Annotated in this window: 19 protein-coding genes; 9 read left to right on the top strand and 10 right to left on the bottom strand. The window is 69.7% G+C overall.

Features of this window, described 5'->3' with window-relative positions; translation table 11 throughout:
* Positions 1-137: 137 nt before the first annotated feature.
* Both ybiA and PZE19_RS25155 read right to left on the bottom strand, forming a co-directional pair.
* Positions 138-1151: a riboflavin biosynthesis intermediates N-glycosidase gene (gene ybiA, locus PZE19_RS25160; RefSeq protein WP_277863362.1), complete on the bottom strand. Its 1014-nt coding sequence runs from the start codon at positions 1149-1151 to the stop codon at positions 138-140.
* Between the two features lie 105 nt (positions 1152-1256).
* Complete coding sequence (locus tag PZE19_RS25155) at positions 1257-2936, bottom strand: sigma-70 family RNA polymerase sigma factor (protein WP_277863361.1); 1680 nt, start codon at positions 2934-2936, stop codon at positions 1257-1259.
* Positions 2937-3632: 696 nt separating this feature from the next.
* On the opposite strand from PZE19_RS25155, the gene PZE19_RS25150 reads away from it, so the two are divergent.
* The 5 genes from PZE19_RS25150 to PZE19_RS25130 all read left to right on the top strand — a co-directional run bounded on the left by PZE19_RS25150 (position 3633) and on the right by PZE19_RS25130 (position 10557).
* The gene (locus tag PZE19_RS25150) at positions 3633-5033 is read left to right on the top strand and encodes a hypothetical protein (protein ID WP_277863360.1); all 1401 of its coding nucleotides are present in this window, start codon (positions 3633-3635) and stop codon (positions 5031-5033) included.
* Between the two features lie 122 nt (positions 5034-5155).
* Positions 5156-6877, top strand: a complete 1722-nt coding sequence (locus PZE19_RS25145; protein WP_277863359.1) for a hypothetical protein — start codon at positions 5156-5158, stop codon at positions 6875-6877.
* A gap of 404 nt (positions 6878-7281) precedes the next feature.
* Positions 7282-8595 (top strand): FHA domain-containing serine/threonine-protein kinase, encoded by a 1314-nt coding sequence (locus PZE19_RS25140; protein ID WP_277863358.1) that lies wholly within the window; start codon positions 7282-7284, stop codon positions 8593-8595.
* 157 nt (positions 8596-8752) lie between these two features.
* Positions 8753-9460 (top strand): phosphate signaling complex protein PhoU, encoded by a 708-nt coding sequence (gene phoU / locus PZE19_RS25135; protein WP_277863357.1) that lies wholly within the window; start codon positions 8753-8755, stop codon positions 9458-9460.
* A 143-nt stretch (positions 9461-9603) separates the two neighbouring features.
* Entirely contained in the window at positions 9604-10557 is a 954-nt protein-coding gene (locus PZE19_RS25130) for a DUF4394 domain-containing protein (RefSeq protein WP_277863356.1), read from the top strand.
* Between the two features lie 22 nt (positions 10558-10579).
* Here the strand turns inward: PZE19_RS25130 and PZE19_RS25125 are convergent, their stop codons facing one another.
* From PZE19_RS25125 to PZE19_RS25100, 6 genes are all read right to left on the bottom strand, one after another.
* A complete protein-coding gene (locus PZE19_RS25125) occupies positions 10580-11014 on the bottom strand; it encodes a DUF488 domain-containing protein (RefSeq protein ID WP_277863355.1) in 435 nt (144 codons plus the stop codon).
* A gap of 21 nt (positions 11015-11035) precedes the next feature.
* On the bottom strand, positions 11036-11779 hold the full coding sequence (locus tag PZE19_RS25120; RefSeq protein ID WP_277863354.1) for a hypothetical protein: 744 nt from the start codon (positions 11777-11779) through the stop codon (positions 11036-11038).
* A complete protein-coding gene (locus PZE19_RS25115) occupies positions 11772-12215 on the bottom strand; it encodes a DUF2784 domain-containing protein (RefSeq protein ID WP_277863353.1) in 444 nt (147 codons plus the stop codon). The genes PZE19_RS25120 and PZE19_RS25115 overlap by 8 nt, the downstream gene beginning before the upstream one ends.
* Positions 12216-12264: 49 nt before the next feature.
* Positions 12265-13494, bottom strand: coding sequence for a galactokinase (galK, locus tag PZE19_RS25110; RefSeq protein ID WP_277863352.1), 1230 nt, complete (start codon positions 13492-13494; stop codon positions 12265-12267).
* Between the two features lie 119 nt (positions 13495-13613).
* A complete protein-coding gene (gene metK / locus PZE19_RS25105; RefSeq protein WP_277863351.1) occupies positions 13614-14810 on the bottom strand; it encodes a methionine adenosyltransferase in 1197 nt (398 codons plus the stop codon).
* 258 nt (positions 14811-15068) lie between these two features.
* Positions 15069-15917 (bottom strand): hypothetical protein, encoded by an 849-nt coding sequence (locus tag PZE19_RS25100; RefSeq protein WP_277863350.1) that lies wholly within the window; start codon positions 15915-15917, stop codon positions 15069-15071.
* A 174-nt stretch (positions 15918-16091) separates the two neighbouring features.
* On the opposite strand from PZE19_RS25100, the gene PZE19_RS25095 reads away from it, so the two are divergent.
* Complete coding sequence (locus PZE19_RS25095) at positions 16092-17006, top strand: rhomboid family intramembrane serine protease (RefSeq protein ID WP_277863349.1); 915 nt, start codon at positions 16092-16094, stop codon at positions 17004-17006.
* A gap of 33 nt (positions 17007-17039) precedes the next feature.
* Here PZE19_RS25095 and PZE19_RS25090 read toward each other — a convergent pair whose 3' ends face one another.
* Positions 17040-17609 (bottom strand): PEP-CTERM sorting domain-containing protein, encoded by a 570-nt coding sequence (locus tag PZE19_RS25090; protein WP_277863348.1) that lies wholly within the window; start codon positions 17607-17609, stop codon positions 17040-17042.
* A 254-nt stretch (positions 17610-17863) separates the two neighbouring features.
* Between PZE19_RS25090 and PZE19_RS25085 the strand changes: the two genes are divergently transcribed.
* The 3 genes from PZE19_RS25085 to PZE19_RS25075 all read left to right on the top strand — a co-directional run bounded on the left by PZE19_RS25085 (position 17864) and on the right by PZE19_RS25075 (position 21596).
* Positions 17864-18808: a sugar phosphate isomerase/epimerase family protein gene (locus PZE19_RS25085; RefSeq protein WP_277863347.1), complete on the top strand. Its 945-nt coding sequence runs from the start codon at positions 17864-17866 to the stop codon at positions 18806-18808.
* Entirely contained in the window at positions 18805-19866 is a 1062-nt protein-coding gene (locus tag PZE19_RS25080) for a glycosyltransferase family 2 protein (protein ID WP_277863346.1), read from the top strand. The genes PZE19_RS25085 and PZE19_RS25080 overlap by 4 nt, the downstream gene beginning before the upstream one ends.
* A gap of 167 nt (positions 19867-20033) precedes the next feature.
* Positions 20034-21596, top strand: a complete 1563-nt coding sequence (locus PZE19_RS25075; RefSeq protein WP_277863345.1) for a B12-binding domain-containing radical SAM protein — start codon at positions 20034-20036, stop codon at positions 21594-21596.
* Positions 21597-21608: 12 nt separating this feature from the next.
* Here the strand turns inward: PZE19_RS25075 and PZE19_RS25070 are convergent, their stop codons facing one another.
* Positions 21609-25040: a PAS domain-containing protein gene (locus tag PZE19_RS25070; protein ID WP_277863344.1), complete on the bottom strand. Its 3432-nt coding sequence runs from the start codon at positions 25038-25040 to the stop codon at positions 21609-21611.
* Positions 25041-25128 lie beyond the last annotated feature (88 nt).

Genomic DNA, 25128 nt, shown 5'->3' with positions numbered 1-25128 from the left:
GATTCAAGCCACTTCTCTACCGACCCGGGCGAACCACGATCGGCGCGTTCGATCAATGTAGCGACTCGCCCTCCCCCTCGGCAAGAGCGCGCCGCCGGAAAATCCGGCCTCCAGCGGGCTCGCGACGACGGATCGCGTCATCGCGGCCGGAACGGATTCGCGAGGATCCGCCGGACGATCGCGGCCTGCTCGGCGTACTCAAAGTCCATCTCCTCGTGGAGCCGGTCGTGCATCGTCGCGACGGGCCCGACCTCCTGCACCGCCCCGACCGCCTGGGCGGTCGCGGCCTCGACGAGAGCCGTCATGGCGGCGTCGAAGGGGCCGTCGATCGGGACCGGCTCGATGCCGGCCGCCGCTTCGATCGCGACCTCGGGGTGCCAGCAGCAGGCCGCCGCCGCTCGGGCGGCGTGGAACAGGTGGCCGTTCTTTTTGCCGACGTCGAGGGCTCGCGCCGCGTCCGCGAAAGCCTGCGCGGCGGATCGGGCCGCCTCCCGGCGACGCTCTTCGGGGACCCGGCCGTCGAGCCAGTCCTCGACCGCTTCAACGCCCTGGCGACTCCGTTCTTCGAGGTGGGGCCAGATGCGGCGGCAGCAGGCCGCGGCGACGGCCCGAAGCTCACGCTCGCCGACCTGAGGCCCGAGGAACTCCAGAAGCTCGTACGACCGCTCGTGGGCGAGCCATTCGGCGTCGGACGTGGGCGGTCGCCTGTCCCGGCCCGGACGCCCGAACGACTCGCGGAGGTCCATCAGGATGCGACCCAGGCGGTTTCCCCCCTTCCCCGCCCGGTTGCACCCCCAGAAGTGATCGCGAGTCGACTCGTGAAGCAGCGGCGCGTCGCCGGTCGCCAAGAGGGCCGCCTTGAGTCGAGGGTGTTGCGAGAACTTCGCACGCAGGACGCGCGTCATGACGTCGACCTTGACCTCTTCCCAATCGGGCCGGATCGGCAACGAGCGGTCGCGGCCCATCTTGCGGGCCTGTTGGGGCGTTTTCGCGGCGCGGATGTGTTCCTGAATCTCCCGATCGGCGAACTTGCGGGCCTGGAAATAATGCTCCACAGTCGGCCAGAGTCGATCGTCGAGCGAGAAGGCGTGCGCCGAGAAGTTGGACAGCCAGCCGAAATCCGGGCTTTTCGACGAGAACCAGATCGCCATCGTCGGCCTCCACGCGGGGAGACGGGATCGAGGGACTCTAGAACGAGAACGCCCCCGCGCGACCGTGTGAGGGTCGAGCGGGGGCGTCTCGAACGTGAGATCGACTCAAAGCATCGGCAGGTCGAGCTTCTGCTCGCCGGCGATGCGGCGGAGCTTGTCGACGCCCCGGGATTCGATCTGGCGGACGCGTTCCTTGGTGATACCCAGCTCGCGGCCGAGCTGTTCCAGGGTCCGCTCGGAGGCCCCCCCCAGGCCGAACCGGCTGGTGATGATCATCTTCTCGCGGTCGTCCAGGCGGTCGAGCATCCCCCGGATGGCTTCCTGCATCCGCTTGAGGGCGCTCTCGTACTCGTGCTCGTCGATCCGGTTGTCGGCGGCGGCCTCGAACATCTCTTCGTGGCCGGTGACGAAACGGTCGCGGCGATAATTCTCTTCGGGGATCGTCCGGGCGTAGTTTTTCATGATCGCCCAGGAGGCGTACGTGCTGAACTTGTTGCCGCGGGCGTAGTCGAACTTCTCCACGGCGCGGATGAGGCTCATGTTGCCGTCGGAGACCAGTTCGAAGAAGTTGTTCATGGGCCCGACGTGGCGCTTGGCGATCGAGACGACCAGCCGCAGGTTGGCGCGGATGATCTGGTTCTTGACGGCCAGGGCCTGCTCCTGCAGCTCGTCGATCTTGTCGAGCGCGGCGGTCTTGGCCTTCGCGGGGTCGAGCTTCTCGCGGAGCTTGACGGCCTCGGACTTGAGGTAGTTCATCTGCCGGAACAGGTGCGCCTCCTGCTCGCGGTCGAGGAGCGGGACCTCGTAGAGGCTGGCCAGATAGGGCGGCAGGCCCTTCGGGGCCTTGGGCCGGCGCGGGGCCTTGCCGTCGGCCGGCGCGGGGAGCGGGGCCATGATGACGGATTTGGCCTTGGAGTCGTCGAACGACTCGTTGCCGATGAATTCCAGCTTCGTCTCGAGGATCCGCTGGGCGCGGACCTCGTTGATGATCCGATAGACGCTGGAACGGGTGCGGCCGTATTCGACCGCCAGGTTCTCGGCGGAGACGCCCATGCGGTGACGCAGATAAATCTGGGCCTTCGCATCGTCGTCGAGCGGGGTCGTGGAGGGGCCGAAGATCGCCCGGTCCGGGTGTTCGCGATCGTACGCCTTGAGGGTCAGCCTCACCGTCTCGGTCGAGCGTGCCATTTTCCTAGCAATCCTCCGCGCGATCTCGATCAGGCCGACCTCGCCTGAGCGAAATTGCGACATGCGACGGGCGCGGCGGATGATCTCATCCTTCTCCGCGTCGGTCAGTTGGCGAAACCTCGAGCCCCGTTCCACCTGGCCGCGATGCTCGGCCACGAACCGTTGCAGGCTGGACTCCAGAAAACCGACTTTGGCCCGCCCGTCGATCACGAACCGACGCGCCACCAGGCCCTGCCGCCGCCACCGCGTCACCGTCCGCGTGGAGACGTTGTATTTCTTGCTCACCTCGTCCACCGTGAGCACCGGCTCGGTCGCCTGCTCGACCGGCTGTCGGACCGTGGCCGACAGGTCTTCCACGAACTGCCTGAGATCCCGCCTGGCCTCGTCCCCCTCGATCATCAGGGCCGACCAGTTGTCGGGCCGGAACCCGGTGATCCGGAAGCAGAGATAGTCGTACGGGTAGCGTTTCGTCCGATCGATCTCGCCCAGGAGCTGCTCGGCCCGCTCGACCTGCTCGAGCCGCCGCTCTTTGGGAGCGTAGCGCGTCTGCTGGTCCTTGAGCTGCTTCATCGCGGGGTGGCAGTACGTTTTTCCCATCCTCCCCTCCGATCAAGCAATCTCGTCAGGTCGCAGCCCGCCTCATCAGCACTTCGGCGGTTCACGCCCAATCTTGTCGAAGCCGGGTCGTTCCGGGCGACTTCGACGGGTCAGGCTTCCCACCCTGTGGCACGATCGGTTTCCGGTCGCCGCCCTCGATCTCCATCCCGTTCTTTCGAGTAATACGTTCGAGGATTGGATAAAGATCAAAGATTCCGCGGCGGTCGGGCTTGTCGATCTCTCGGAAATCTTTGGACGGCTTCCGCGAGAGTCTGGTTCGCCGGGGCTCCGGATGGGGCCATGGCGGTTTGATCAGCAAAATTCATACCGGCCCATGCTCTCGCGATGTCTTGCGAGGGCTGCGGGGGTCAACACGTGGCGGACGATGTGAGAATGGGACGTCGTGTTGCCACTTTTTCCTCAGACGACTCCACGTCCCGCTCCATTATCGAGGATAAACGGCCGAGTGCATGATTTGAGACGCAGGATGCGGCGATTTATGTCGGAAAGCCGAAAACCCCTCGCAGGCCCGCAATCCTGCTTGAGGGATGTCGCATGAAGGCTGCCGAAATCCTGGGCGTCGACCCGAAATTGACAGTCCCGCGGCGATCTCCATAATGGCCGCGGATTTCGAGGGCCGACCCCTTCATGGCGGGGCCGGGATTTTTCCAGGGACGGACCGCCGGGGGGTGGAAGATGGACCTGAGCCGACGCGTGGGGGCCGGACCTCGGCGGGCGGGAGGGCGGCTCCTGGCCGCCTTCCTGGGGGCGGTCGTAGGATCGTCGGGGGCCGTCGCCGACGACGGCGCGATGAGGCTCGAGGAGACGGTCGCCCCCGACGCGGTGACCGCGGCCCGGATCGAGCTGAAGGCGAGCGGCCTGTACCGGCCGTCGCTCCCTCCCGACGCGATGACGCCCGACGCGAAGATGCCCAAGCCGCTGGACGTCGACATCCAGACCCGCATCGTCTATCGCGAGCGGCTGCTCAAGGGGCCGAGGCGGCGGGCCGTGCGGCTGGTGAAGCAGGCGGCGTCGGCCATCAACGGCGAGATCCGCCCGACCGCCCGGGAGCTGCGCTCGGAACTTTCGCTCCTGCTCGCCGAGCGGCGCGAGGCCGACGGCTCGGTCTCGGTCGTCAGCCCCTCCGGCTCGCTCACGCGGGGCGAGCTGGAGCTGGTGGAAGGCCTGGGCGACACGCTCTGCCTCAAAGATCTGCTGCCCGAGGGGCCGGCGTCGAAGGGCGAGCCCTGGCCGGTGCGGAAGACGGCCCTGTGGGCGATCACCGGATATGACGCGATCACCTCGACGACCCTCGCGGGCGTGATCGAATCGGTCGTCGACGACCGGGTCCGGATCGCGCTCAAGGGCGAGGTCAAGGGCTCCGTGCTCGGCGCCGAAGGGACCATGACGTGCGAGGGCAAGCTCTCCTTCGACCGCAAGGCCGGGCTGATCGACGGCCTGGAGCTGAATCGGAGCGAGACCCGGCAGGGGGGCGAGGTCGAGGCGGGGCTGGATCTCAAGAGCACGCTGACGATCGTCCGTCGCGCCGGCCTGGAGCCGCCCTCGGAACTGTCCGACGCGACCCTGGCCGCGCTCTCCCCGGAGCAGACCCCGGCGCGGCTGCTGCTGCAGCTCATCGCGCCCGACGGCCGCTACGACCTGCTGCACGACCGCAGCTGGCACACCTACTGGGACGATCGGAAGCTGGTCGTGCTCAAGAAGTACGACGCCGGCCGCGTGAAGGCCCAGTGCAACCTGATCTACGGGCCGCCCGCGGGCAAGGGCAAGCATCAGGACGTCCAGGCCTTCCGCGAGGACGTGCAGCGGGGCCTCAAGGACCGGTTCGGCCAGTTCCTGGGCAACGGCGAGGTCGACGGCGACCCGCGCGGAGGCTTCCGATACAAGCTGGGCGTCCAGGGCCGGCAGGGCGACCTGGGGCTGCTCTGGTACTACTACCTGATCGCCAGCCCTGGCGGCGACCAGCTGCTGGCGACGTTCACCCTCGCCGACTCGGACGCCGCGGCGTTCGGCCAGGCGGACGAGACGGTCATCGGCTCGCTCCAGTGGAACGACCCCCCGCTGGCCGTTGGCCCCTGAGCGTCGGCCCCGGGCTCGAAAATGCGGGGCGGAGGGTTTCCCGACCCCGGGCCGAAAGCTATCGTGGACCGGGGGAAGCGGTCCCGACCACACCGGGTTTTTCAACATGAAGGTGCGCCGTCATGGGTGAGACGCGAAGCCGAGGGCCGATGCGCCGGCCGGATCTCCGGCCGATCTTCCTGCTGGGGGCGCTCGTCGCCGGCCTCGCGGGCGGTCGAGCGCACGGGCAGGCGCCGACCCCGACGCCCGCCCCGGCCCCCTCGGGCGAGCCGACGCCGCCCCAGGATCCCGCCGTCGAGGCCGACCCGAAGGGCGAGCCCCAGCCGCTCAGCCTGCGGTACCACTTCTCCGAGAAATACGCCGACGCCGCCGATCCCGCCCATCCGGAATGGCTGACGCAGTACCAGGTCGGCGTCCGCGAGAAGATCAAGGTGGTGCGCGAGAAGGCCAAGGGGACCCCCGACCGCGCCGAGACCACGCTCCAGACGATCTACACGGAACGGGCCGTGAAGACCTATCCGAACCGGGCGGCGTCCGACGTGGTCCGCCGCTACGAGAAGGCCCAGCTCGCCACGACCTTGCCGATGCGTCGCCAGTTCCAGAACCCGAAGTTCCTGGAGCAGTTGAGCCTCTGGTATCGCCTCAAGCCCGGCAAGCCGGTCGAGCTTTACAACGTCACCGACGGCCGCGTGCTCCGCCAGGTCGAGTTCGACCGGATCATCCAGAATCCGTTCCTCCCCCAGATCGCGACCCTGCTGCCGACGACCCCACGCCGCGTCGGCGACCCCTGGCCGGTCCCCCGCGGGACCCTGACCGTGCTCCTCGGCGAGCCGCCGCTGCAGGAGGACTACGCGGTCGAGGCCGAGCTGATCGAGGTCCGGGCCGCCGCGCCGGGCTCGTCGGCGATGACGGCCGTCATCGGGATCACGGGGCAGCTCGCGCTGATGGAAGGCCCGGTCGCCCTCAACGTCCGCGTCCACTTCGCCTTCGAGGCCAAGCCTCCGGGCCAGCCCGCGCCGGCCGCCGCCGGAGCGACCCCCACCCCCGAGGCCAAGGCGAAGGCGGGCGTCGTCGAGGCCGAGGGCTGGATCGCCGAGATCCGGATGGCCCAGGTCATCACCACCCCCCTGCCCGACGACGAGACCGGGCGGCTGAACCAGACCCAGACCCGCGAGCTGGTCGTCGCCCGGCGAGTCCGGGCGTCGGAGCTGGGGGCCGAGGCCGCCCTGCCGCTCGTCGCACCCGAGGCCCCCCCCGAGGACGAGGCGCACACCTGGGTGACCTACGACGACCCCGAAGGCCGGTTCCACCTCGCGCACCCCCAGGGTCTGCGGATCGCCCGGGCGTATCCCGAGGGGGGCGTCGACCTCGTCGATCGCCGCTACGACGGCCAGGACGTGATGTCGGTCGCCCTCGCGGCCAAGACCGGGGACGCCTCGCGCGACCGCCTGTCCGCCGACCCTGCGGCCCAGCGGAAGACCCTCGTCGAGCAGTGGCGGGCCCAGGGCCAGGAGGTCCTCATGGGCGACTCCGGGTGGCTGAAGGACGAGGTCTGGAAGCCCCTGAACCGCAAGGTCTACCGCATCGAGGCCGCGCTCAAGCCGGCCGACGACGCCCCGGCGGTCCGTGGCAACCGGATCTACCTGGACCGCTACATCGTCCAGTTCACGCGCAACGAGACCCTGATCGTCACGGCGATGACCACGCGCGATCCTCACGTCCCCTTCCGCGAACAGGCCGAGAACCTCATCAAGAGCTTCACCTTCGGCCCTTCCGAAGGGCCGGCGCCCCGCGCCGCCGAGCCGGCCGCCGGCGAGCCGGCCCCGGCCCCTCCCGCCCCCTGAAGTCGCTCGGCGGCGCCCCGGATCGCGACCGGGCGCGCAGGCTCGCCGTAACGATGAATGCTTGCCTGAGTTGAGAAAATCCCTGAGTTCGAGCGCGAAGAGATGACGCCGGCATACTATGAAGGTGGGACGGGCCGTCCGGACGACGTTCGGACGGCGACCGCCCCGGCCCTGCATCGAGTGGTGCGGCGGGCGCGTCGCCGGGAATCGGCCGCGATCGCCGTCCCCGCCCGGGACGGGCGGCGTACGGATTCCGGGCCGAGCGCGACTCCCTTCGCTCTCAAGAATGGATCGATCCGGGCCGCACGGGATCGCCGACTCCTCCGGAGGCCGGCTCCCGGGACGTCGGCGAGGTCGATCCGGGTGGATGAATGAGGTCGTCGACGATCCCACGGGAACCCGCGATGCGCGTGATCCTGGAAGTCATCAAGGGCCCTCGCGAGGGCCGGTCCTTCGTGTTCGACCGCCACGACACGTTCATCGTGGGCCGCTCGCAGTTCGTCCATTGCCCGATCAACGACGCGGCCCTCTCGCGCGACCATTTCCTGATCGAGATCAGCCCGCCCCGCTGCGAGCTGCGCGACCTCGACAGCACCAACGGCACCTTCGTCAACAACGAGCGGATCGATCGGGCGCGGCTCGCCTCGGGCGACCTGATCGCGGCGGGCCAGAGCCTCTTCCGGATCGTCGTGGAGGCGGCCTCGCCGTCCGGCGCCGCCCCGCCGCCGTCGTCGAGCCTGGCGATCCCTTCCCGATCGCCCATCTTCTGCGCCGGCTGCGGCACCCCGGCCCCGCTCAACCTCACGGTCAACAACGTGGTCGGCGTCGGGCCGAACGAGCCGGTCGAGTGGTGGTGCTCGGCCTGCCGGAGCGAGGCGTCGAGCCTCCCCCAGCCCGTCCCCCACTACACGACGGTCCGCGAGCTGGGCCGCGGCGCCATGGGGGTGGTCTACCAGGCGCGGCACAACACCAGCGGCCGGATGGTCGCCCTGAAGCTGATCATGCCCGAGACCGCCACCACCCGCGCGGCCATCGACCGATTCCAGCGCGAGATGTCGGTGATCAGCCAGCTCCGCCACCCCAACATCGTCGAGTGGTTCGAGCAGGGGATGTCGCGGGGCCAGTTCTGGTTCGCCATGGAGTTCATCACCGGGTCGAACCTGGAGGGCCTGGCCAAGCTCGACCCCGGCCGCTATCCCACCGACCAGGCCTGTCGGCTGGCCTGCCAGATCCTCAAGGGGCTCGAACACGCCCATCGCCGCGGGTTCGTCCATCGCGACATCAAGCCCGAGAACGTCCTGATCGGCCAGACGCCCGAGGGCTCGGTGGCCAAGATCTCCGACTTCGGCCTGGCCAAGAGCTTCCGCAGCGTGGGCCTCTCGGGCCTGACCTTCTCCGGCGAGATGCGCGGCACGATCCCGTTCATGCCCCCGGAGCAGATGACCGACTTCAAGACGGTCCGCCCCCAGGCCGACCTCTACGCGACCGCCGCCACGCTCTATTACCTGCTCACCGGCAAGTACATCTACGACGAGCCCGAGGGGGGCGGCGACCTGATCAAGATGCTCCTGGAGGAGCACCCCATCCCGATCCTGGAACGTCGCCCCGACATCCCCGCCGGCCTCGCCGCCGTGGTGGGCAAGTGCCTCGCCCGCGACCCCGAGGAACGCTACCCCGACGCCACGGCCATGCGTCGGGCCCTCAAGCCCTTCTGCTGAGCCGACGGCCGCGACGCGCGACCCACGCGGCCCCCGGATCGGTCTTGAATCCACCCGCCCGCGCGAGAAGAATGGACGCTGTCGAACGCCGCGAAGCGACGCCCGCGCCCAGGCTCGGTCCCGTCCCCTTGCCGATCATCCTTCAGGAGGCCGAACCATGGCGCCGAGCCGATCTCAGGAGGGGGGGGCCGCGGCGGGCGGCGTCCCTCGACACGCGTTCCGGGAGCAGGACGCGGTCTGGGCCGAGCTGCTGGCGATGGGCGATTCGGTCGTCGGGTCCCTCGAGAAGAGCGTGAAGGCCGTCTGCGAGGGCCGCATCGACCTCATCGCCGAGGTGAAGGAGGAAGAGGAGGAGTCGGACCGCAAGGAGGTCCACATCGAGGAGGAGTGCCTCCGCATCCTGGCCCTCTTCGAGCCCGTCGCCTCGGACCTGCGGCGGATGGCGACCGTCCTGAAGGTCAACCGCGACTGGGAGCGGATCGCCGACCTGGCCCTCCGCGTCGCCCGTCGGGTGCGCAAGCTGGGCCGCAAGTTCCCCGACATCGCCGTCCCCGACTCGCTGAAGACGCTCGCCCGCGACGTCCTCCGCCACGTCCAGTCGGCCCACGCCGCGCTCGTCGAGATCGACTCGCGGAAGGCCCGCGAGGTCATCGCCGGCGACCAGCCGATCGACGCGAGCTACCGGGCCGTGCGACGCCAGCTCAAGGACCAGCTCGCCGCCCGCGCCGACCAGCTCGACGGCTGGCTGCTGCTGCTGAACTCCGCCCGCAACCTCGAACGCATCGCCGACCACGCCACGGGCATCGCCCAGACCGTCGTCTTCCTCCAGGAAGGCAAGATCATCCGCCACGCCGATCCCAAGTGAAGCCCGCCCGATCCTGGCGCGCCCCCCGCTTCGCCGCGTACGCGATGGTACATTTTTATTAATGTGAACCTCTCCGGGGGTCCCGGGGCAGTTCGAAGGCGTAGGACCGCCCGAACCGCCGCACCACCCCGAGGAGGATTCCCATGCGCATGCGCCACGCGATCGCCGCGGCCCTGGCCGCCGCCTGCTTTTCGACCGTCACCGGAGCCGTCCAGGCGGGCCCGACGGGCTACGTGCTCGGCAACGGCGGCACGACCCTTCATACCTTCGACGTCGCCTCACCCGGCGGGGCGGCCGCGATCCAGCTGACCTTCGGAGGCGTGGGGGCGAGCCTGGACGACATCGACTTCCGCCCGCTCACCGGACGACTTTACGGCTACAACGACGTCCGCGACGCTTATTTCACGGTCGACGTGGCTACCGGAATTTTGACCGCGGCCAGCGGGCCCGGGGTGGCGGCGACGAACTCCGACAAGCTCGGGATCGACTTCAACCCGGTCATCGACCGGCTCCGTACGGTCTCCGAACTCGGCGAGAACATCGTGTACAACCCGCTGACCGGCGGGACCACCGTGGCGACCGGCCTCTTCTACGGTGCCGGCGACGCCAACGCGGGGGCGACGCCGCAGGTCGTGGCCAACGCCTACACCAACAGCGCGGCCGGGGCCGCGACGACGACCCAGTACGTGCTCGACGCCGGCCTCGATACGCTGGCGATCCTGGCCAACAACCTCGGGACGCTTACGACGGTCGGCCGGGTCACCTACAACGGCGCCTTCCTCGATTTCGGGCCCGACGCGGGGTTCGACGTCTTCAGCGGACCCGGGGGCGTCAACATCGCCTACGCCCTCCTCAACGTGGGCAACACCTCCTCGCTGTACACCATCGACCTGAGCACCGCGACGGCCTCGCTCGTCGGCGACCTTCCCGGCGGATTCGGCACGATCCAGGGGCTGGCCATCGCGCCCGCCGCCGTCCCCGAACCCTCCGCGATCGTGCTGGCCGCCCTCGCCGCCGGCCTCGTCGCGCCCAGGCTCCTTCGGGCTGGCCGGGCCCGCCGGGCCTCATCTGCCGAAGTCCCGACCGCACGCGCCTGAGATCCTCACCGTCGCGAGGGCTTCACTCGATGTGCTCGACCCGCCACGCGCCTCGGCCGACGAGGTGCGTGGCGATGACCCCCCGGTGGCACTCGGCGACGCGCTTCTCGGCGCAGAGCAGGCAGAACGGCCCCGGCAGCGTGACGAGCCGACGGGTCAGCAGGTCGCCGGACCGGTCGATCAGCTCGCCGTAGGGGGCCGTCCAGTCGTCCAAATAGAGGAAGACGTTCCCCAGCTCCGGCAGCGAGCGATAGCCGATCCCGGCGTCCGCCAGCAGCTTCTCGATCCCCTTGTCCGCCGCCTTCGCCTTCGTGTAGGCCCCCATGCTCGCCCGGTCGGGACGGAGCCGGACGTCGGCGACCGTCTTGACGCCGTGCGCCTTCAACAGGCCGACGAACTCCTCCGGCGGCCTGCCGCCGTAGCCGATCGTGAAGAAGGGACGTGTCGCGTCGCTCACAATGTGTGCTCGCGGATCGGGTCAGCGACAGTCGTAACCGTCGTCGGTGCGTACGACTTTCTTGTCTTCATCGAGGACGATGCGCCGGATCCAGTGCTTCCGATCGCAGAAGGCCGGCTCCGTGTACTCGAAGAGGTAGATGAAGCTGAAACAGCCCAGCGTCGTCTCCTCGCAGGGGGGGCCGAGGAGCCTGACGACCTCCGCTTCCGACGCCCCAATCGGGACGCATCGGAACTTCGTCTCGTCGAATCCCGCCGCATAGATCGTCCCCGAATCGACGACCGCCCAACGGAGGATCGAAAACGCGACCGCCAGGCCGGCGACCCCCCCGAGCAATCCGCACAGGGACCTCGGCAGAATCCGAAGGCCGCCGGGGAGGGGATCGCGAAACCAGCCGCACCCATCGCACGCCGCCCTCACGATCGTGCCGAACGCCAGGCCCGCCGCCGCGGGGGCCAACATCACGAGGTTCCCCTTGGCGGCCGACCAGGGCGAAAGATAGCGCGGGCCCCAGCCATGGCTGACGGCCTCGAAATCGATCAGGAAGAGTCCGACTCCCAGAGGGAGCCAGCAGAGCCAGGCCCGGCCCGCGTTCCAGGCCCCGAGCACGGCCCCGACGGTCAAGTGGGCCAGAATCCACAAATGCCAATTGTACCAGAGCCGGCCCGACGCGATCGCGATCAGCCCCAGGATCAGGCCGGCCGTCGCGGATTGCGCGACCGGCGGGAACCAGGAGGTCGCAAAGAGCGCCGCGGACCTACGCATCGGCGGGCCGCCACCGCGGCGGGGCGAAGATCCAGACGCCCAGGACCGCCAGGCCGAAGGTCACGTAGCCGACCGTGAACACCCAGGGCTCGGCCTGGAAGAACATCAGGCGGTGGACCCAGTGGGCGATGAAGTCGCCGTCGAACGCGGTCTGTCCGGCGTCGACGCGGAGGCGGTGCTCCCAGACCGTCAACGGGCATGGGACGCCCGCCAGCGACTCGCCGACGACGATCGCGATCATCGCCAGGTGGATCACCCGGAACCATCGGTTGCGGACCCACCGCCAGCGGAAGGCGATCCCCAGCAGGATCGCCACGAGGCCGAGCAGCAGGAACGCCACCCAGGCGAAGTGCACCACGGCGATCAGGTTCGCGAGGAAGATCAACTGGCCGGGCCAGGGATCTTTGGACAGGTTCGCGAGGAGGAGCAGGTCCATGCGGAACTCCTTGGCCGATGAGGCCATCCGCCCGATCCGACGCGATCCCTCAGCCTTCGAGCAGTCGGCTCGACGCGCCGTCGGCGGCGCGGCAGACGTGGACGTCGGGGGCGAGCTTCTGGCGCGCGAAGTAGCCGTGGCGGACGGCCTCGGCGAACTCGTCGGCCTTGTCGGCCTCGACCAGGTTGACCGTGCAGCCCGCCCAGCCGGCGCCCGAGAGCTTGCCGCCGAGGAAGCCGGGGGCGGTCTCGGCGACCTCCACCAGGGCGTCGAGCGCGGGCGAGCTGTTCTCGAAGTCGTCGCGGCTGGAGGCGTGCGACGCCGAAATCAGCTTGCCGAAGCCCGTCAGGTCGCCGGCGCGGAGGGCCGCGACGCCTTGCCGGACCCGCTCGTTCTCGGTGAGCACGTGCCGGGCCCGCTTGCGGCAGACGGGGTCGAGGTCGTCCCAGCTCGCCTCCAGGTCGGCGAGGGAGACGTCGCGGAGCAGCCTGACGGCGTCGTCCCCCTTCTTCCGCTTGAAGTAGTCGACGACGGTGTTGCACTCGGCGAAGCGGCGGTTGTACATGCCGTCGGCCAGGCGTCGCGAGGTCTTGGAGTCGCAGACCACGATCGTCGGGGCGGGCGAGCCCAGGGGGACGCGGGCGTATTCCAGCGATTGGCAGTCGAGGAAGAGCGCGTGGTCCTCGCGGCCGAAGAGGCTGGAGAACTGGTCGAGCAGGCCCGACGAGACGCCGACGAAGGCGTTCTCGGAGCGCCGGAGGACCATGGCCAGGTCCATGCGGGCGGCGTCGGAATGGTCGCCCGCGTACTGCTCGACCGCCTTGCCGGGCGTGACGCCGGCCTGGAGCAGGAAGAAGGCGACGGCGGCCTGGAGGCTGGCCGACGAGGAGAGCCCCGCGCCGAGCGGGACCTCGCCGGCGACGGCCATCTCGAAGCCGCTCGTGAGTTCGGCCCCGAGGGCCTCTTGAAGGGCCCAGACGACCCCTTTGACGTAGTTGGGCCAGGTGCCGACCGCGCCGCGGGCGATCTGCGCGAGGGGGAAGTGGTCGGAGCCGTCGAAGTTGGCGGCGTAGACGCGGCCGTCGCGGTCGGGGCGGGCCCGGCCGACGACCGACGTGTAGCGGTCGACGGCGGCGGCCATGACGAGGCCGCCGTTGTAGTCGGTGTGGTTGCCCAGCAGCTCGACGCGGCCGGGCGCGCGGGCGGCGACTTCCGCGCGCGCGCCGAATTCCGCCGCGAAGGCCCTCGCGGCGGCGTCTTCCAGTTCAGCGGGGGTCATCGTATCGGATCCTGACTTTCCCGGAGTGGGGCGGGACGACGGGGCGGCGATCGGGAGGGCCGCATCGATGCGGCCCGGTCCCGATCGCCGTCGAGAAGGCGAATCGATCGAATCGCCGATCAGACGCCGGCGGCGACGGGTTCCAGCTTGGCGGCGGCGTCGCGGAGCGCGGCGGCCTTGTCGGTCTTCTCCCACGAGAACTCGACGTCGGTCCGGCCGAAGTGGCCGCCGCTGGCGGTCTTCCGGTAGATCGGCTTGCGGAGGTCCAGGTGCTTGATGATGCCGGCCGGGGTGAGCGGGAAGGCCTTCCGCACCAGCTCGGCGATCTTCGAGTCGGCGATCGAGCCGGTCCCGAAGGTGTCCACGTGGATGCTGACCGGCTCGGAGACGCCGATGGCGTAGGCGAGCTGGATCTCGCAGCGCTCGGCCAGGCCGGCGGCGACGATGTTCTTGGCCACGTAGCGGGCCATGTAGGCGGCCGAGCGGTCGACCTTTGTGGGATCCTTGCCGCTGAAGGCGCCGCCGCCGTGGCGGCCCATGCCGCCGTAGGTGTCGACGATGATCTTCCGCCCGGTCACGCCCGAGTCGCCGTGCGGGCCGCCGATGACGAAGTTGCCGGTCGGGTTGATGTGGTACGTGACCTTGCCCGAGATCAGCTCGGTCGGGATGACCGGGTCGATGACCTCGGCCTGCACCCGCTTGCAGATCTCGGCGTGCGTGACGCCCGGGTCGTGCTGGGTCGAGAGGACCACGGTGTCGATCCGGATCGGCTTGTAGCCCTCGTACTCGACCGAGACCTGGCTCTTGGCGTCGGGGCGGAGCCAGGGGATGGTGCCGTTCTGGCGGACCTCGGTGATCTTGTTGATGATCCGGTGGGCCAGGGCGATCGGCAGGGGCATCAGCTCGGGCGTCTCGTTGCAGGCGAAGCCGAACATCATGCCCTGGTCGCCGGCGCCGACGTCCTTGCCCTTGTCGGCGTCCTCGTTGACGCCCATCGCGATGTCGGGCGACTGCTTGCCGAGCGCCACCATGACCGCGCAGGTGGTGCCGTCGAAGCCCTGGTCGCTGGAGGTGTAGCCGATGTCGCGGACGACCTGGCGGACGATCGACGGGTAGTCGACGAGCGCGGTCGTGGTGATCTCGCCCGCCAGGACCACCAGCCCGGTCGTCAGCAGCGATTCGCAGGCGACCCGGGCGAAGGGGTCTTTCTCCAGGATGGCGTCGAGGATGCCGTCGGAAATCTGGTCGGCCATCTTGTCGGGATGGCCCATCGACACGGACTCGCTGGTGAACAGATAGCGGTCTTTCTGTGACACGTTCGGTCGTCTCCTGCCCATTCGGATCGGGGCGCCGTCGCGGCCGGCTCGAAGGCCGGAAGGACCCCGGATGTCGGACTCGTAGGGATACGTCGCGAACGCCTCCCGAGCCGGTCGAGCCGGCCCACCTCGAGGCGGGCGGCGAGGCGGGCGCCGGCGGGACTCAGACGCGCGAGCCGATGGCCATGGCCGAGATACGAGTCTAGCAACGCCGGCCGGCTTTGGGAAGCATCGGAAGCGGCGTGTGGCGTCCCCGCCTCAGGGCGCGTCCCGCTCGGCCGTGTCCTCGCCGTCCAGGATCCGCTCGTTCCAGGCCCGGCGGTCCCGCCGATACCAGCTCCAGAGGAGCTGGAGCGTCGCGTGCTCCACGATCGCCTGGGAGCTGGCGAAGTCGTGGTCGCCGGGGTCGCGGGCCTCCAGCAGCGAGGTCGTCGACTCGCTCAGGTAGGCCGACTTCGCCCGTCGGCAGAGGTCGCCCAGGAAGATCGGGAAGTTCTCGGCGGCCGAGCCCTTGAGCCGGTCCCCCAGGTAGGCGTAGTTCATCTGGTTCTCGACGAACCGGAAAGCGATCCGCGGATCCTTGCGGACGACCAGGACCTCGGCGACCGGCTCGCGGGCCGGTCGCGGGGTGCGCAGGTTCAGCGGCCGGGGCTTGCGCAGGGCCAGGGCCCGGACGCCGGCCACCACGGCCGACGGCCATCGCGGCTGGGGGGCGGAGCCGGGCTCGTCGCCGCCGGTCCGCCCCGCGCAGATCAGCTCGATGCGGTCCCAGGGGACCCAGTGGGTCGGCTCGCCGCGCAGGCCCTCGATGCGGAGGCCGTCGTCCAGGCAGGCGGCGCGGTGGATCGTGCGGGGCGGGCTGAGGTCGGGCATCTGGTCGGTCCGGCGGGCCTCGGCGGCGACGCCGAAGTCGTAAAGGCCGTCCAGCAGCGTCCTGGCCGTCTCCTCTTCGAGCGGCCAGGGCCAGGTGCCGGGCGTCCGCGCGAGCCACTGGACGGCGTCGGTGGGGTGGGCCCCGGTGGCCTTGCAGATCAGCTCGCGCAACTCCTTCGGGTCGTCGATCGCGTCGAAGATCACCAGGCGGTACTGCGTCGGGGCTTTGGACATGGTCGATCTCCGCGGCGACGAGAGGCCCGGTTGCGCGCCCCCGATCGTAACGCGCGCCGGGCGACCTCGCCAACGGCCTCGCCAGGGTCTGGGACGGCCGCCGCGGCCGTGGGATAATATCGGCCCTCTCGCCCCGGCCTCCCCAGACACGATCGACGACGGAAGGACACGGCCTTGCGCCAGATCGGCGAACTCCCCAAGGATGCGGACCCCCGGGTTCTGGAAGACCACCTGCTGGGCCTCGGCATGAAGTCGCGGATCGACCGCCGGCCCGACGGCTGGGCCGTCTGGATCATCGACGAGGACCACGTCGACCGCGCGCGCAAGGAGCTGGAGGCGTACCTCGCGGCCCCCGACGACCCGAAGTTCCGCGCGACGGCGCCCACCGCCCGCGAGGTCCGCAAGAAGCAGGCCCGGCTCGACCGCGAGTTCCAGAAGAATTACCGATACGCCAGCAACCTCTGGGCCGCGCCCACGTTCCGCCGCCGGCCGGTGACGGTGATCGTCGTCGCGATCGCGGCCGTCGTGTTCGTGCTCCAGCATTCCTCGCACGCGGTCGAGACGGTGCTGTCGCTGGGCTATTTCGACTGGCGGAACGGGCCGCCGGACGTCCGGCCCCAGCTGGGCCTCACCGACATCTGGAACGGCCAGGTCTGGCGCCTGGTCACGCCCATCTTCCTGCACTTCTCGCCGCTGCACGTCTTCTTCAACTGCTACTGGACGATGATCCTGGGCACGGGCATCGAGACGCGCCGCGGTTCGTGGAAGCTCCTGGCGATGATCATCGGCTCGGCGATCCTGTCGAACTTCGCCGAGTACGAGTACATGGAGCGGCTCCATGAGAACCCCCTCGGCGGCAAGTTCTACACCTTCGGCGGGCTCTCGGGCGTCAACTACGCCCTCTTCGGCTACGTCTGGATGATGGGCGAGAACCATCCCGAGGAGGGCATCCGGATCGATTCCAACAACACCGTCATCATGCTGGGCTGGCTCGTGCTCTGCATGACCGGGGCCGTCGGCAACGTCGCCAACGCCGCCCACCTCGCCGGCCTGGCCGTGGGGATGGCGATGGGGATGCTGAGATTCTAGCCCTGCCGCATCGAAGGGCTGGGAGGCCAAATCTCAGGAGTTGAGGCGGCGGCGAAGGCCGGCCGCGATCAGCCCGACGCAGCCCACGCCGAGCGTCACGATGCTCGTCGGCTCGGGGACGGCGAAGGTGAAGCGGACGACCACCTGCTCTCCGTCGTGATAAGTCAGGCCCTGCCAGTTGATCCCGATCGTCGAATCGGTGAACGTGACCCGGGAGTCGCCGAAGCCCGCCAGGGTCGTCGAGGGGTCGACGGTCGCGGCGACGATCCCCAGCGAGCCGGGGCCGGTCAGCGCGAACAGGATGCCGTTGAAATCCGTGGCGGTCCATGTCGGGTTTGTCAGCGTGGTATTCAACGTGATCGTGAGCGTCGAGTCGGTGAACTGCACCGGCAGCGACGTGACGTTTTCCACGAGCCCGGTCGTCTCGACGCCGGGGCCGTCCGTCACCGTGAACGTCGCGGGCGTGAACGCGGCGCTCCCATAGACCGTGGAGACGTCCGGATATCGGTAGGAGGCCGACATTTCGGCCCCGAGGAAGCCCGCTTCGGCGGGTGCGGAGGCGAGGAGTCCCAGGGCGGCGAGGGCGAACAACGTCCTGTGCATGGCGATGGCTCCGCTTCGTCGAAGTTCGGGAAAGTGCTGCGACGATCATCGACGCGGACCGCCGAAGCGCGAACCGATCATGTGAATTTTCAACGGCCGCATGCTTTCATGTGGCTTCGATGCAACGTCCGAGGGTCGTGGGCCTCAAGGCCCGTCCTCCGAGGCCGGCCTGACCCCTGGTGATTCGGCCGTCGGGGCGCGTTACGCTGGATTCGTCGATCCACGGTCCGTCGGTCCTGTCGAGGCGTCCGATCATGCAACTGGGATTCGTGTCCGCCATCTTCCCGGAGTTCTCGCTGGAGCAGGTGCTGAGCTTCGCCCGGGACGCGGGGTTCGCGAGCGTCGAGCTGATGTGCTGGCCGCCCGGCAAGGCCGAGCGGCGGTACGCGGGCGTCACCCACCTCGACGCCACCGACCTCTCGGCGGGCGCGATCAAGGCGACGCACGACCTGGTCGCGAAGTACGGCGTCGCGATCTCGGGCGTCGGCTATTACCCCAACGCCCTCTCGCCCAATCTCGAGGAGGCCGAGACGGCGCAGGCGCACATCCGCCGGGTGATCGACCTGGCGGCGGCGCTGGGGGTCGGGCGGATGAACACGTTCGTGGGGCGCGACCACACGAAGTCGATCGACGACAACTGGCCGCGGTTCCTGGAGGTCTGGCGGCCGATCCTCGACCACGCCGACGCCAAGGGGGTCAAGGTCGGGATCGAGAACTGCCCGATGTCGTTCGGCAAGGACGAGTGGCCGGGCGGCAAGAACCTCGCCGTCTCGCCGGCGGTCTGGCGGCGGATGTTCGCCGACATCCCCAGCCCCAACTTCGGGCTCAACTTCGACCCCTCGCACTTCGTCCTGCAGCACATGGACTACATCGCGCCCCTGGCCGAGTTCAAGGGCCGGATCTTCCACGCCCACGCCAAGGACGTCCGGATCGACCGGGCGAAGCTCGACCAGCTCGGCGTCTTCGCGTACCCCAACTCGTGGCATTCGCCCAAGCTCCCCGGCCAGGGGGACGTCCGCTGGGGCGCCTTCCTCGGCGCGCTCGCCGACGCGGGGTACGACGGCCACCTCGCCGTCGAGGTCGAGGACCGGGCCTTCGAGGGCTCGCTGCAGGCCCGGAAAGACTCGCTCGTCATCAGCCGGCGCTACCTCGAGCAGTTCGTCGTCGGCCAGCGCGGGGGCGTCGGATCCGGATCATGACGACCCCGCAGGCCAACCCGACGACCGCGTCCCCCGAGGCCGCCGCCCCGGTCGACCTCTCCGTCCTGATCCCGGTCTACAACGAGGTCGACAACGTCGGCCCGCTCTACGAGGAACTCGACGCCGTCCTCCGGCCGTCCCCCTGGCGCTACGAGCTGATCTTCGTCGACGACGGCTCGACCGACGGCACGACGGCCCGGCTCGAAGCGATCCAGGCGCGCGACCCCGAGCACGTCCGCGCGGCCTTCCTCTGGCGCAACTGCGGCCAGACCGCCGCGCTCTCGGCGGCGCTCGACCTGGCCCGCGGCGACGTCCTGGTCCCCATGGACGGCGACCGCCAGAACGACCCGGCCGACATCCCCAAACTGCTGGAAACGCTGAACAGGGGCTTCGACGTCGTCTCGGGCTGGCGCAAAAATCGGCAGGACGCCCTGCTCAGCCGCAAGATCCCTTCGAAGATCGCCAACCGCCTGGTGGCGCGGCTGTCGGGCATCCCGCTGCACGACTACGGCTGCACCCTGAAGGCATACCGTCGCCGCGTGCTGGCCGGGGTGCGGCTCTACGGCGAGATGCACCGGTTCATCCCCATCTTCGCCGCCTGGCAGGGGGCGAAGGTCACCGAGCAGGTCGTCAACCACCGCGCCCGGACCGCCGGCAAGACGAAATACGGGCTGGGCCGGACGTTCAACGTGGTCCTCGACCTGATCCTGATCCGGTTCCTCCAGCGGTACGCCCAGCGGCCGATCCACTTCTACGGCCGGTTCGGCCTCTGGGCGTTCGCCGGCGGCTTCGCCTGCTTCTTCGCGATGCTCTACTTCAAGTACGTCTTCCCCTGGCCCGCGATCCTCTGGTCGCCCGACGGCCGGCCCAAGCCGTTCGTCGAGACCCCCCTCCCCTCCGTGACCGTCATGCTCTTCCTGGCCGGCGGCATGAGCATCCTGCTGGGCATCCAGTCCGAGCTGATCATGCGGACCTACTACGAGTCGCAGGACAAGACGACCTACCTGCTGCGCGAGGTCCGCCAGCGGCCGCAGGCTCCGGCCGGCCCGCCCGACTGACGCGGGGGCCGGCCGGTCCCGGTCCCGTTTCAAAGCGGTGAAGCGATGTGACTCCGTTTATAGGGGAAAGGTCCCAACGGCGCGTCGGGATGTGGCATACTCTCCTATCCCCATAGGGCGAGAGCCCCATCGAGCCCGGCCCGGCCCTCTCCTCTTCGGAAGCCCTCATGGCCCAGATCTGCCTGATCAACCCCCGCTTCCAGACCTCGTTCTGGGGGCTCAACCACGCGATGCCCCTGATCGGCAAGAAGTCCAACATGCCGGTCCTGGCGCTCCCGGTGCTCGCCGGGCTGACGCCGGCCGGGCACGAGGTCGTCCTGGTCGACGAGAACGTCGAGGAGATCGACTTCGACGCCCTGGCCGCGTTCGACATCGTCGGCCTGACCGGCATGACCGTCCAGCGCGACCGGATGCGCGCGATCCTGGAGGAGCTGCACGAACGGGGGATCTTCACGGTCGTCGGCGGGCCCTGGGTCAGCGTGGTGGAGGACGCCTTCGCCGGCCTGGTCGACGTCGTCTTCGTCGGCGAGGCCGAGGAGACCTGGCCGCGTTTCCTCGACGACTGGTCCCGGGGCGAGCACCGGGCCCGCTACGAGCAGGCCGACAAGACCGACATGAGCCGGGTCCCCATGCCGCGGTACGACCTGGTCAAGTTCCGCGAATACGCCACCGGCTGCGTCCAGACGTCGCGCGGCTGCCCGTTCCAGTGCGAGTTCTGCGACATCATCGTCATCTTCGGCCGCAAGCCCCGGATCAAGACGCCCGAGATGGTCGTCGCCGAGATCGAGGCGCAGCACCGCCTGGGCGTCCGCCTCATCTTCCTGGTCGACGACAACTTCATCGGCAACAAGAAGGCGGCCAAGACGATCCTCCGCGCGATCATCGCCTGGCAGCGCGCGAACGGCTATCCGGTCGCCCTCTACACCGAGGCCTCGCTCGACCTGGCCGAGGACGACGAGCTGATGCGGCTGATGACCGAGGCCGGCCTGATCGCCGTGTTCATCGGGATCGAGAGCCCCGACGAGGAGGCCCTGCGCGAGACGAAGAAGTATCAGAACGTCCGCGGCGGCATGGCCGAGCGGGTGCGCAAGGTCCAGGACGCGGGGCTCGAGGTCTACGCCGGGATGATCGTCGGCTTCGATCACGACGACCCGTCGATCTTCGAACGCCAGTTCCGGTTCTTGAAGGACAACCGGATCCTGTTCGCGATGGCCGGGATGCTCTCGGCGATCCCCAAGACCCCGCTCTACGCCCGGCTGGCGGCCGAGGGCCGGCTCGACGACGCGGCGGCCGACGACCCGCAGGTCGCCACCAACGTCGTCCCCCTGCTCATGTCGGTCGAGCAGATGCGCGACGGCTGGCTCGACCTGATGGCCCGGCTCTACGACGCCGAGAACTACTTCGAGCGGTTCGACGCCCTCTTCATCGAGGGCCGCCTGCAGCTCGGCAGCGCCCGGATGAACTGGCTCCGCAGGAACCGTCCGCTGTCGTACCTCAAGATCCAGGCGCTGACGACGTTCGCCGGGGTCTGGCTGCTCGCCCGCGTCTGGGGCGACCGGCGCACCCGGCCGTACCGCCCCGTCTACCGACGGCACCTCTGGAAGCTCATCGCCGCGCGGCGGCCGCCCCGCTACCTCTTCCAGTTCGCCATGAAGTGCGCCGTGCACGTCCACTTCGCGACCCTGACGGGACAGATGGCGCGGGGCGAGTCGCGGCTCGTCAACACCTGAGCGGGCGGCCGCTCAGCCCTGGCGGACGGCCACGGCGTTCTCGCGGCGGCGGCGGGCGGCCTCGGCGACGTTGGCGAGGATGGAGCGGAGGATCTCGACGTCGACGGGCTTGACGAGGTGGTGGTCGAAGCCCGCCTCGCGGGTGCGGCGACGGTCCTCGGGCTGGCCCCAGCCGGTCAGGGCGATGATCATGGTCTCGCGGAAGTCGGGGTTGGCCCGGAGTTCGGCGGCGACCTCGTACCCGTTCCTGTCGGGCAGCCCCAGGTCGAGCAGGATGAGGTCGGGCGGGAAGGCCGACGCCTCGGCGAGGGCCTGGGCGCCGTCGTAGGCCGTGTGCACGTCGTGGCGGTCGAGCGAGAGCAGCCGCGAGAGCGAGTTCGCCGAGTCGCGGTTGTCGTCCACGACGAGCACGCGGATCGCGCCCGGCGCGCCGCGGCCCTCGCGGTCGGGTCGCCCGTCGCCGGGCCCGTCGGCGGCGACGGCCTCGACGGCGCCGGCCGCCAGGGGGAGGTGGACGACGAACTCGCTGCCGCGGCCCGCCCCGTCGCTGCGGGCCTCGATCCGGCCGCCGTGCATCTCGACCAGGCGCTTGACGATCGTCAGGCCGATGCCCAGCCCCCCCTGCGAGCGGCCGAGCGAGCCGTCGACCTGGGTGAACATGTCGAAGACTCGGGGGAGCATCTCGGGGTCGATCCCGACGCCCGTGTCGCGGACGCTCACGACGGCCTCGCCCCCCTCCCGGCGCACCGTCAGCTCGATCCGGCCGCCGTGCTCGGTGTACTTGGCGGCGTTGTTCAGCAGGTTGGCGATCACCTGGGTCAGCCGGGTCGGGTCGGCGTCGAGGGGGATCGGCTCGGGCGGGATCGCGGCCGTCAGCGTGTGGCCCGAGGCGTCGATGATCTGCCGGCTGGCCTCGATCGCGCCGGCGGCGACGGATTGGAGCGTCACGCGCGTCCTGCGGAGCGTGATCTTGCCGCTGCCGACGCGGGCGACGTCCATCAGGTCGTCGATCAGGTGGACCATGTGGCCGAGCTGCCGCGTCATCATGTCGATCGTCCCGGCCGCCAGGTCCTCCGGCGGCTTGAACCCCAGGATCTGCAGGCCGTTGCGGATCGGGGCCAGGGGGTTGCGCAGCTCGTGGGCCAGGGTGGCCAGGAACTCGTCCTTGCGGCGGTCGGCCTGCTTGAGCGCCTCGGAGAGCCGCTTGACGTCGTCGACGTCGGTGTTGGTGCCGAACCAGCGTACGATCCGCCCCCGGGAGTCCTCGATCGGCAGGGCGCGGCCCAGGTGCCAGCGATGGCGGCCGTCGGCCGAGCGCCGCAGGCGGTATTCGATCTCGAAGGGCCGGCCGGTCCGCACCGACTCCTGCCAGGCGGCGCGGGTCCGCTCCAGGTCGTCGGGGTGGATGATCCGGGCCCAGCGGGCGTCGCCCAGGACGCCCTCGGGATAGCTGCCGTACTCGCGCCACTTGCGGTTGAAATAGTCGATCGTGCCGTCGGCCTTGGCGGCCCAGACGGCCTGGGGCATGGCGTCGGCGAGCTGGCGGAAGCGGGCCTCGCTGTCGCGGACGGCCTCGCGGGCGTTGACCATGTCGGTGACGTCGACGCCGTGGACGAAGAGGCCCGAGATCTCGCCGTCGGCCTCGTACGTCGGCTGGTACACGAAGTTGAGCATCCGCTTCTCGGTCGCGCCGGTGTCGCGGCGGCGGAGCATGATCGGCATCTCCTTGCCGACGAAGGGGTCGCCCGAGCGATGGACCTGGTCGAGCAGCTCGAAGAAGCCCTGGCCCTCAACCTCGGGGAACGCCTCGCGCACCGTCTTGCCGATCAGCTCGCGGTCCCCCACCATCTCGTAGTACAGCCGGTTCGCAAGTTCGAAGACGTGGTCCGGCCCGCGCAGGGTGCAGATGAACGCGGGCGCGTTCTGGATCACGGCCGCGAGCTTGGCCCGCTCGTTCTTGAGGCTCAGCAGCAGCCGCTCCCGCTCCTGCTCGGCCAGGACGGCCTCGGTGATGTTCTTGAACAGGACGGCGACCTTGTGGCTCTCGCGGCCCTCCACCGGGAAGGCGTAGACGTCGAACCAGACGCCCCCCATCTGCTGGGCCTGGTTGACGAACCGGACCGGCTCGCCCGTGGCCGCGACCTGGCCGTAGGTCTCGAACCAGTGGTCGTCGTGGTTCGGGATCAGGTCGCGCATTCGCTTGCCGACGATGTCGGGGATGCCCGTCTGGGTCGCGAACGCCGGGTTCGCCTCCAGCACGAGGTAATCGACGGCCTTGCCGGCCTCGTCGTAGATCATCTCGATGACGCAGAACCCCTCGTCGATCGAGCCGAACAGGGTGCGGTAGCGTTCCTCGCTGGCGAGCAGCTCGGACTCGGCCCGCCGCCTGGCGGTGACGTCGCGCGAGATGGCGTAGATCCGGTCGGTCGCGCCGTCGGGCCCGAGGATGGGGGTCAGGCGGACGTCCCACTCCTTGACGGTCCCCCGGGCGGTCGGGCACCGGCCTTCGAACTGCGCCGGCCGGCCGGCCGCCGCCTGCCGCAGCGCCTCGCGAAGTCGTTCCCGGGAGTCCTCGGGCCACAGTTCCGCCCAGGATCGGTCGCGGATCGCCTCGAAGTCGTCGATTTCCATCATGCAGAGGCCGACCTCGTTCATCGAGAGGACCCGGCCGTCGAGCGAGAGCACTTTCAGGCAGTCGACGCCGTCGTCGATCAGCCTGCGGTGCAGTTCCTCGCTGCGATGCAGGGCCGTCTCGGCCGCGAGCCGCTCGCCGACGTCGCGGAGGGTCCAAACGGTCCCGCCGGGCTTCCCCGATTCGTCGAGGATCGGCGCGAAGCTTCCTTCGACGGACCGCCGGACGCCGTCGCGGGCGGTCACCACGCCGCGGACCTCGTTCGAGCCGGACGCGGCCGACGAGGCGTCGGCGACGGGCTCCAGGGCGAAGACCTCGCGGATCGGCTTCCCCTCCGCCTGGTCGCGGCTCCAGCCCGTGAGCCGCTCCGCGGCGACGTTGAGGAACGCGACCCGACCGTCCCCGTCGGTCGCGACGACCGCGTCGGCGATGCTCCGCACGACCCCCTGGAAGCGGCCCAGGCCTCGCTCCTCGCCCTCGTAGGCCCTTCGCGCCGCGGCGATGAAGCCGATGAACGCCGAGACGAGCAGGAAGACGGCGACCGCCCCCGCCTCGCTCGGGCCGAGGGCGAACGACCCGTACGGGGGCAGGAAGGAGTAGACGCCGACGACCGCCGAGAGGCCGGTGGCCACGACGCACGGGCCGATCCCGCCGATCCAGGCCGCCGTCGTCACCGCCGCGAAGAAGAAGGCCCAGGGCGTGGGGGCGCACAGCGGCCAGGTCGCGGCCGTGAGGACGGCCGCGATGGCGACGGCCGCGGGGGCGATCAGGTGGCGACCGGCGATCCGTCGGCTCGAGTTTCTGAAGTCCACGGCGCGCCCTCCCTGTCAGGCCACGTCATGGTACTCGGACCGGGCGTGGTCGGACAGCCGGTTCGGGGTCGAAACGCGGGGCCTTCGC

This window comes from Paludisphaera mucosa (genome assembly GCF_029589435.1).
GTDB lineage: Bacteria > Planctomycetota > Planctomycetia > Isosphaerales > Isosphaeraceae > Paludisphaera > Paludisphaera mucosa.
Note: the sequence above shows the minus strand (reverse complement) of the source record. Positions and strands in the feature narration are given on the sequence as shown.

Excerpts from the sequence above, each read along its gene's own strand:
- ybiA (WP_277863362.1), bottom strand. The coding sequence starts at position 1,151 with ATGGCGATCTGGTTCTCGTCGAAAAGCCCGGATTTCGGCTGGCTGTCC.
- PZE19_RS25155 (WP_277863361.1), bottom strand. The coding sequence starts at position 2,936 with ATGGGAAAAACGTACTGCCACCCCGCGATGAAGCAGCTCAAGGACCAG.
- PZE19_RS25150 (WP_277863360.1), top strand. The coding sequence starts at position 3,633 with ATGGACCTGAGCCGACGCGTGGGGGCCGGACCTCGGCGGGCGGGAGGG.
- PZE19_RS25145 (WP_277863359.1), top strand. The coding sequence starts at position 5,156 with ATGGGTGAGACGCGAAGCCGAGGGCCGATGCGCCGGCCGGATCTCCGG.
- PZE19_RS25140 (WP_277863358.1), top strand. The coding sequence starts at position 7,282 with ATGCGCGTGATCCTGGAAGTCATCAAGGGCCCTCGCGAGGGCCGGTCC.
- phoU (WP_277863357.1), top strand. The coding sequence starts at position 8,753 with ATGGCGCCGAGCCGATCTCAGGAGGGGGGGGCCGCGGCGGGCGGCGTC.
- PZE19_RS25130 (WP_277863356.1), top strand. The coding sequence starts at position 9,604 with ATGCGCATGCGCCACGCGATCGCCGCGGCCCTGGCCGCCGCCTGCTTT.
- PZE19_RS25120 (WP_277863354.1), bottom strand. The coding sequence starts at position 11,779 with ATGCGTAGGTCCGCGGCGCTCTTTGCGACCTCCTGGTTCCCGCCGGTC.
- PZE19_RS25115 (WP_277863353.1), bottom strand. The coding sequence starts at position 12,215 with ATGGACCTGCTCCTCCTCGCGAACCTGTCCAAAGATCCCTGGCCCGGC.
- galK (WP_277863352.1), bottom strand. The coding sequence starts at position 13,494 with ATGACCCCCGCTGAACTGGAAGACGCCGCCGCGAGGGCCTTCGCGGCG.
- PZE19_RS25100 (WP_277863350.1), bottom strand. The coding sequence starts at position 15,917 with ATGTCCAAAGCCCCGACGCAGTACCGCCTGGTGATCTTCGACGCGATC.
- PZE19_RS25090 (WP_277863348.1), bottom strand. The coding sequence starts at position 17,609 with ATGCACAGGACGTTGTTCGCCCTCGCCGCCCTGGGACTCCTCGCCTCC.
- PZE19_RS25085 (WP_277863347.1), top strand. The coding sequence starts at position 17,864 with ATGCAACTGGGATTCGTGTCCGCCATCTTCCCGGAGTTCTCGCTGGAG.
- PZE19_RS25080 (WP_277863346.1), top strand. The coding sequence starts at position 18,805 with ATGACGACCCCGCAGGCCAACCCGACGACCGCGTCCCCCGAGGCCGCC.
- PZE19_RS25075 (WP_277863345.1), top strand. The coding sequence starts at position 20,034 with ATGGCCCAGATCTGCCTGATCAACCCCCGCTTCCAGACCTCGTTCTGG.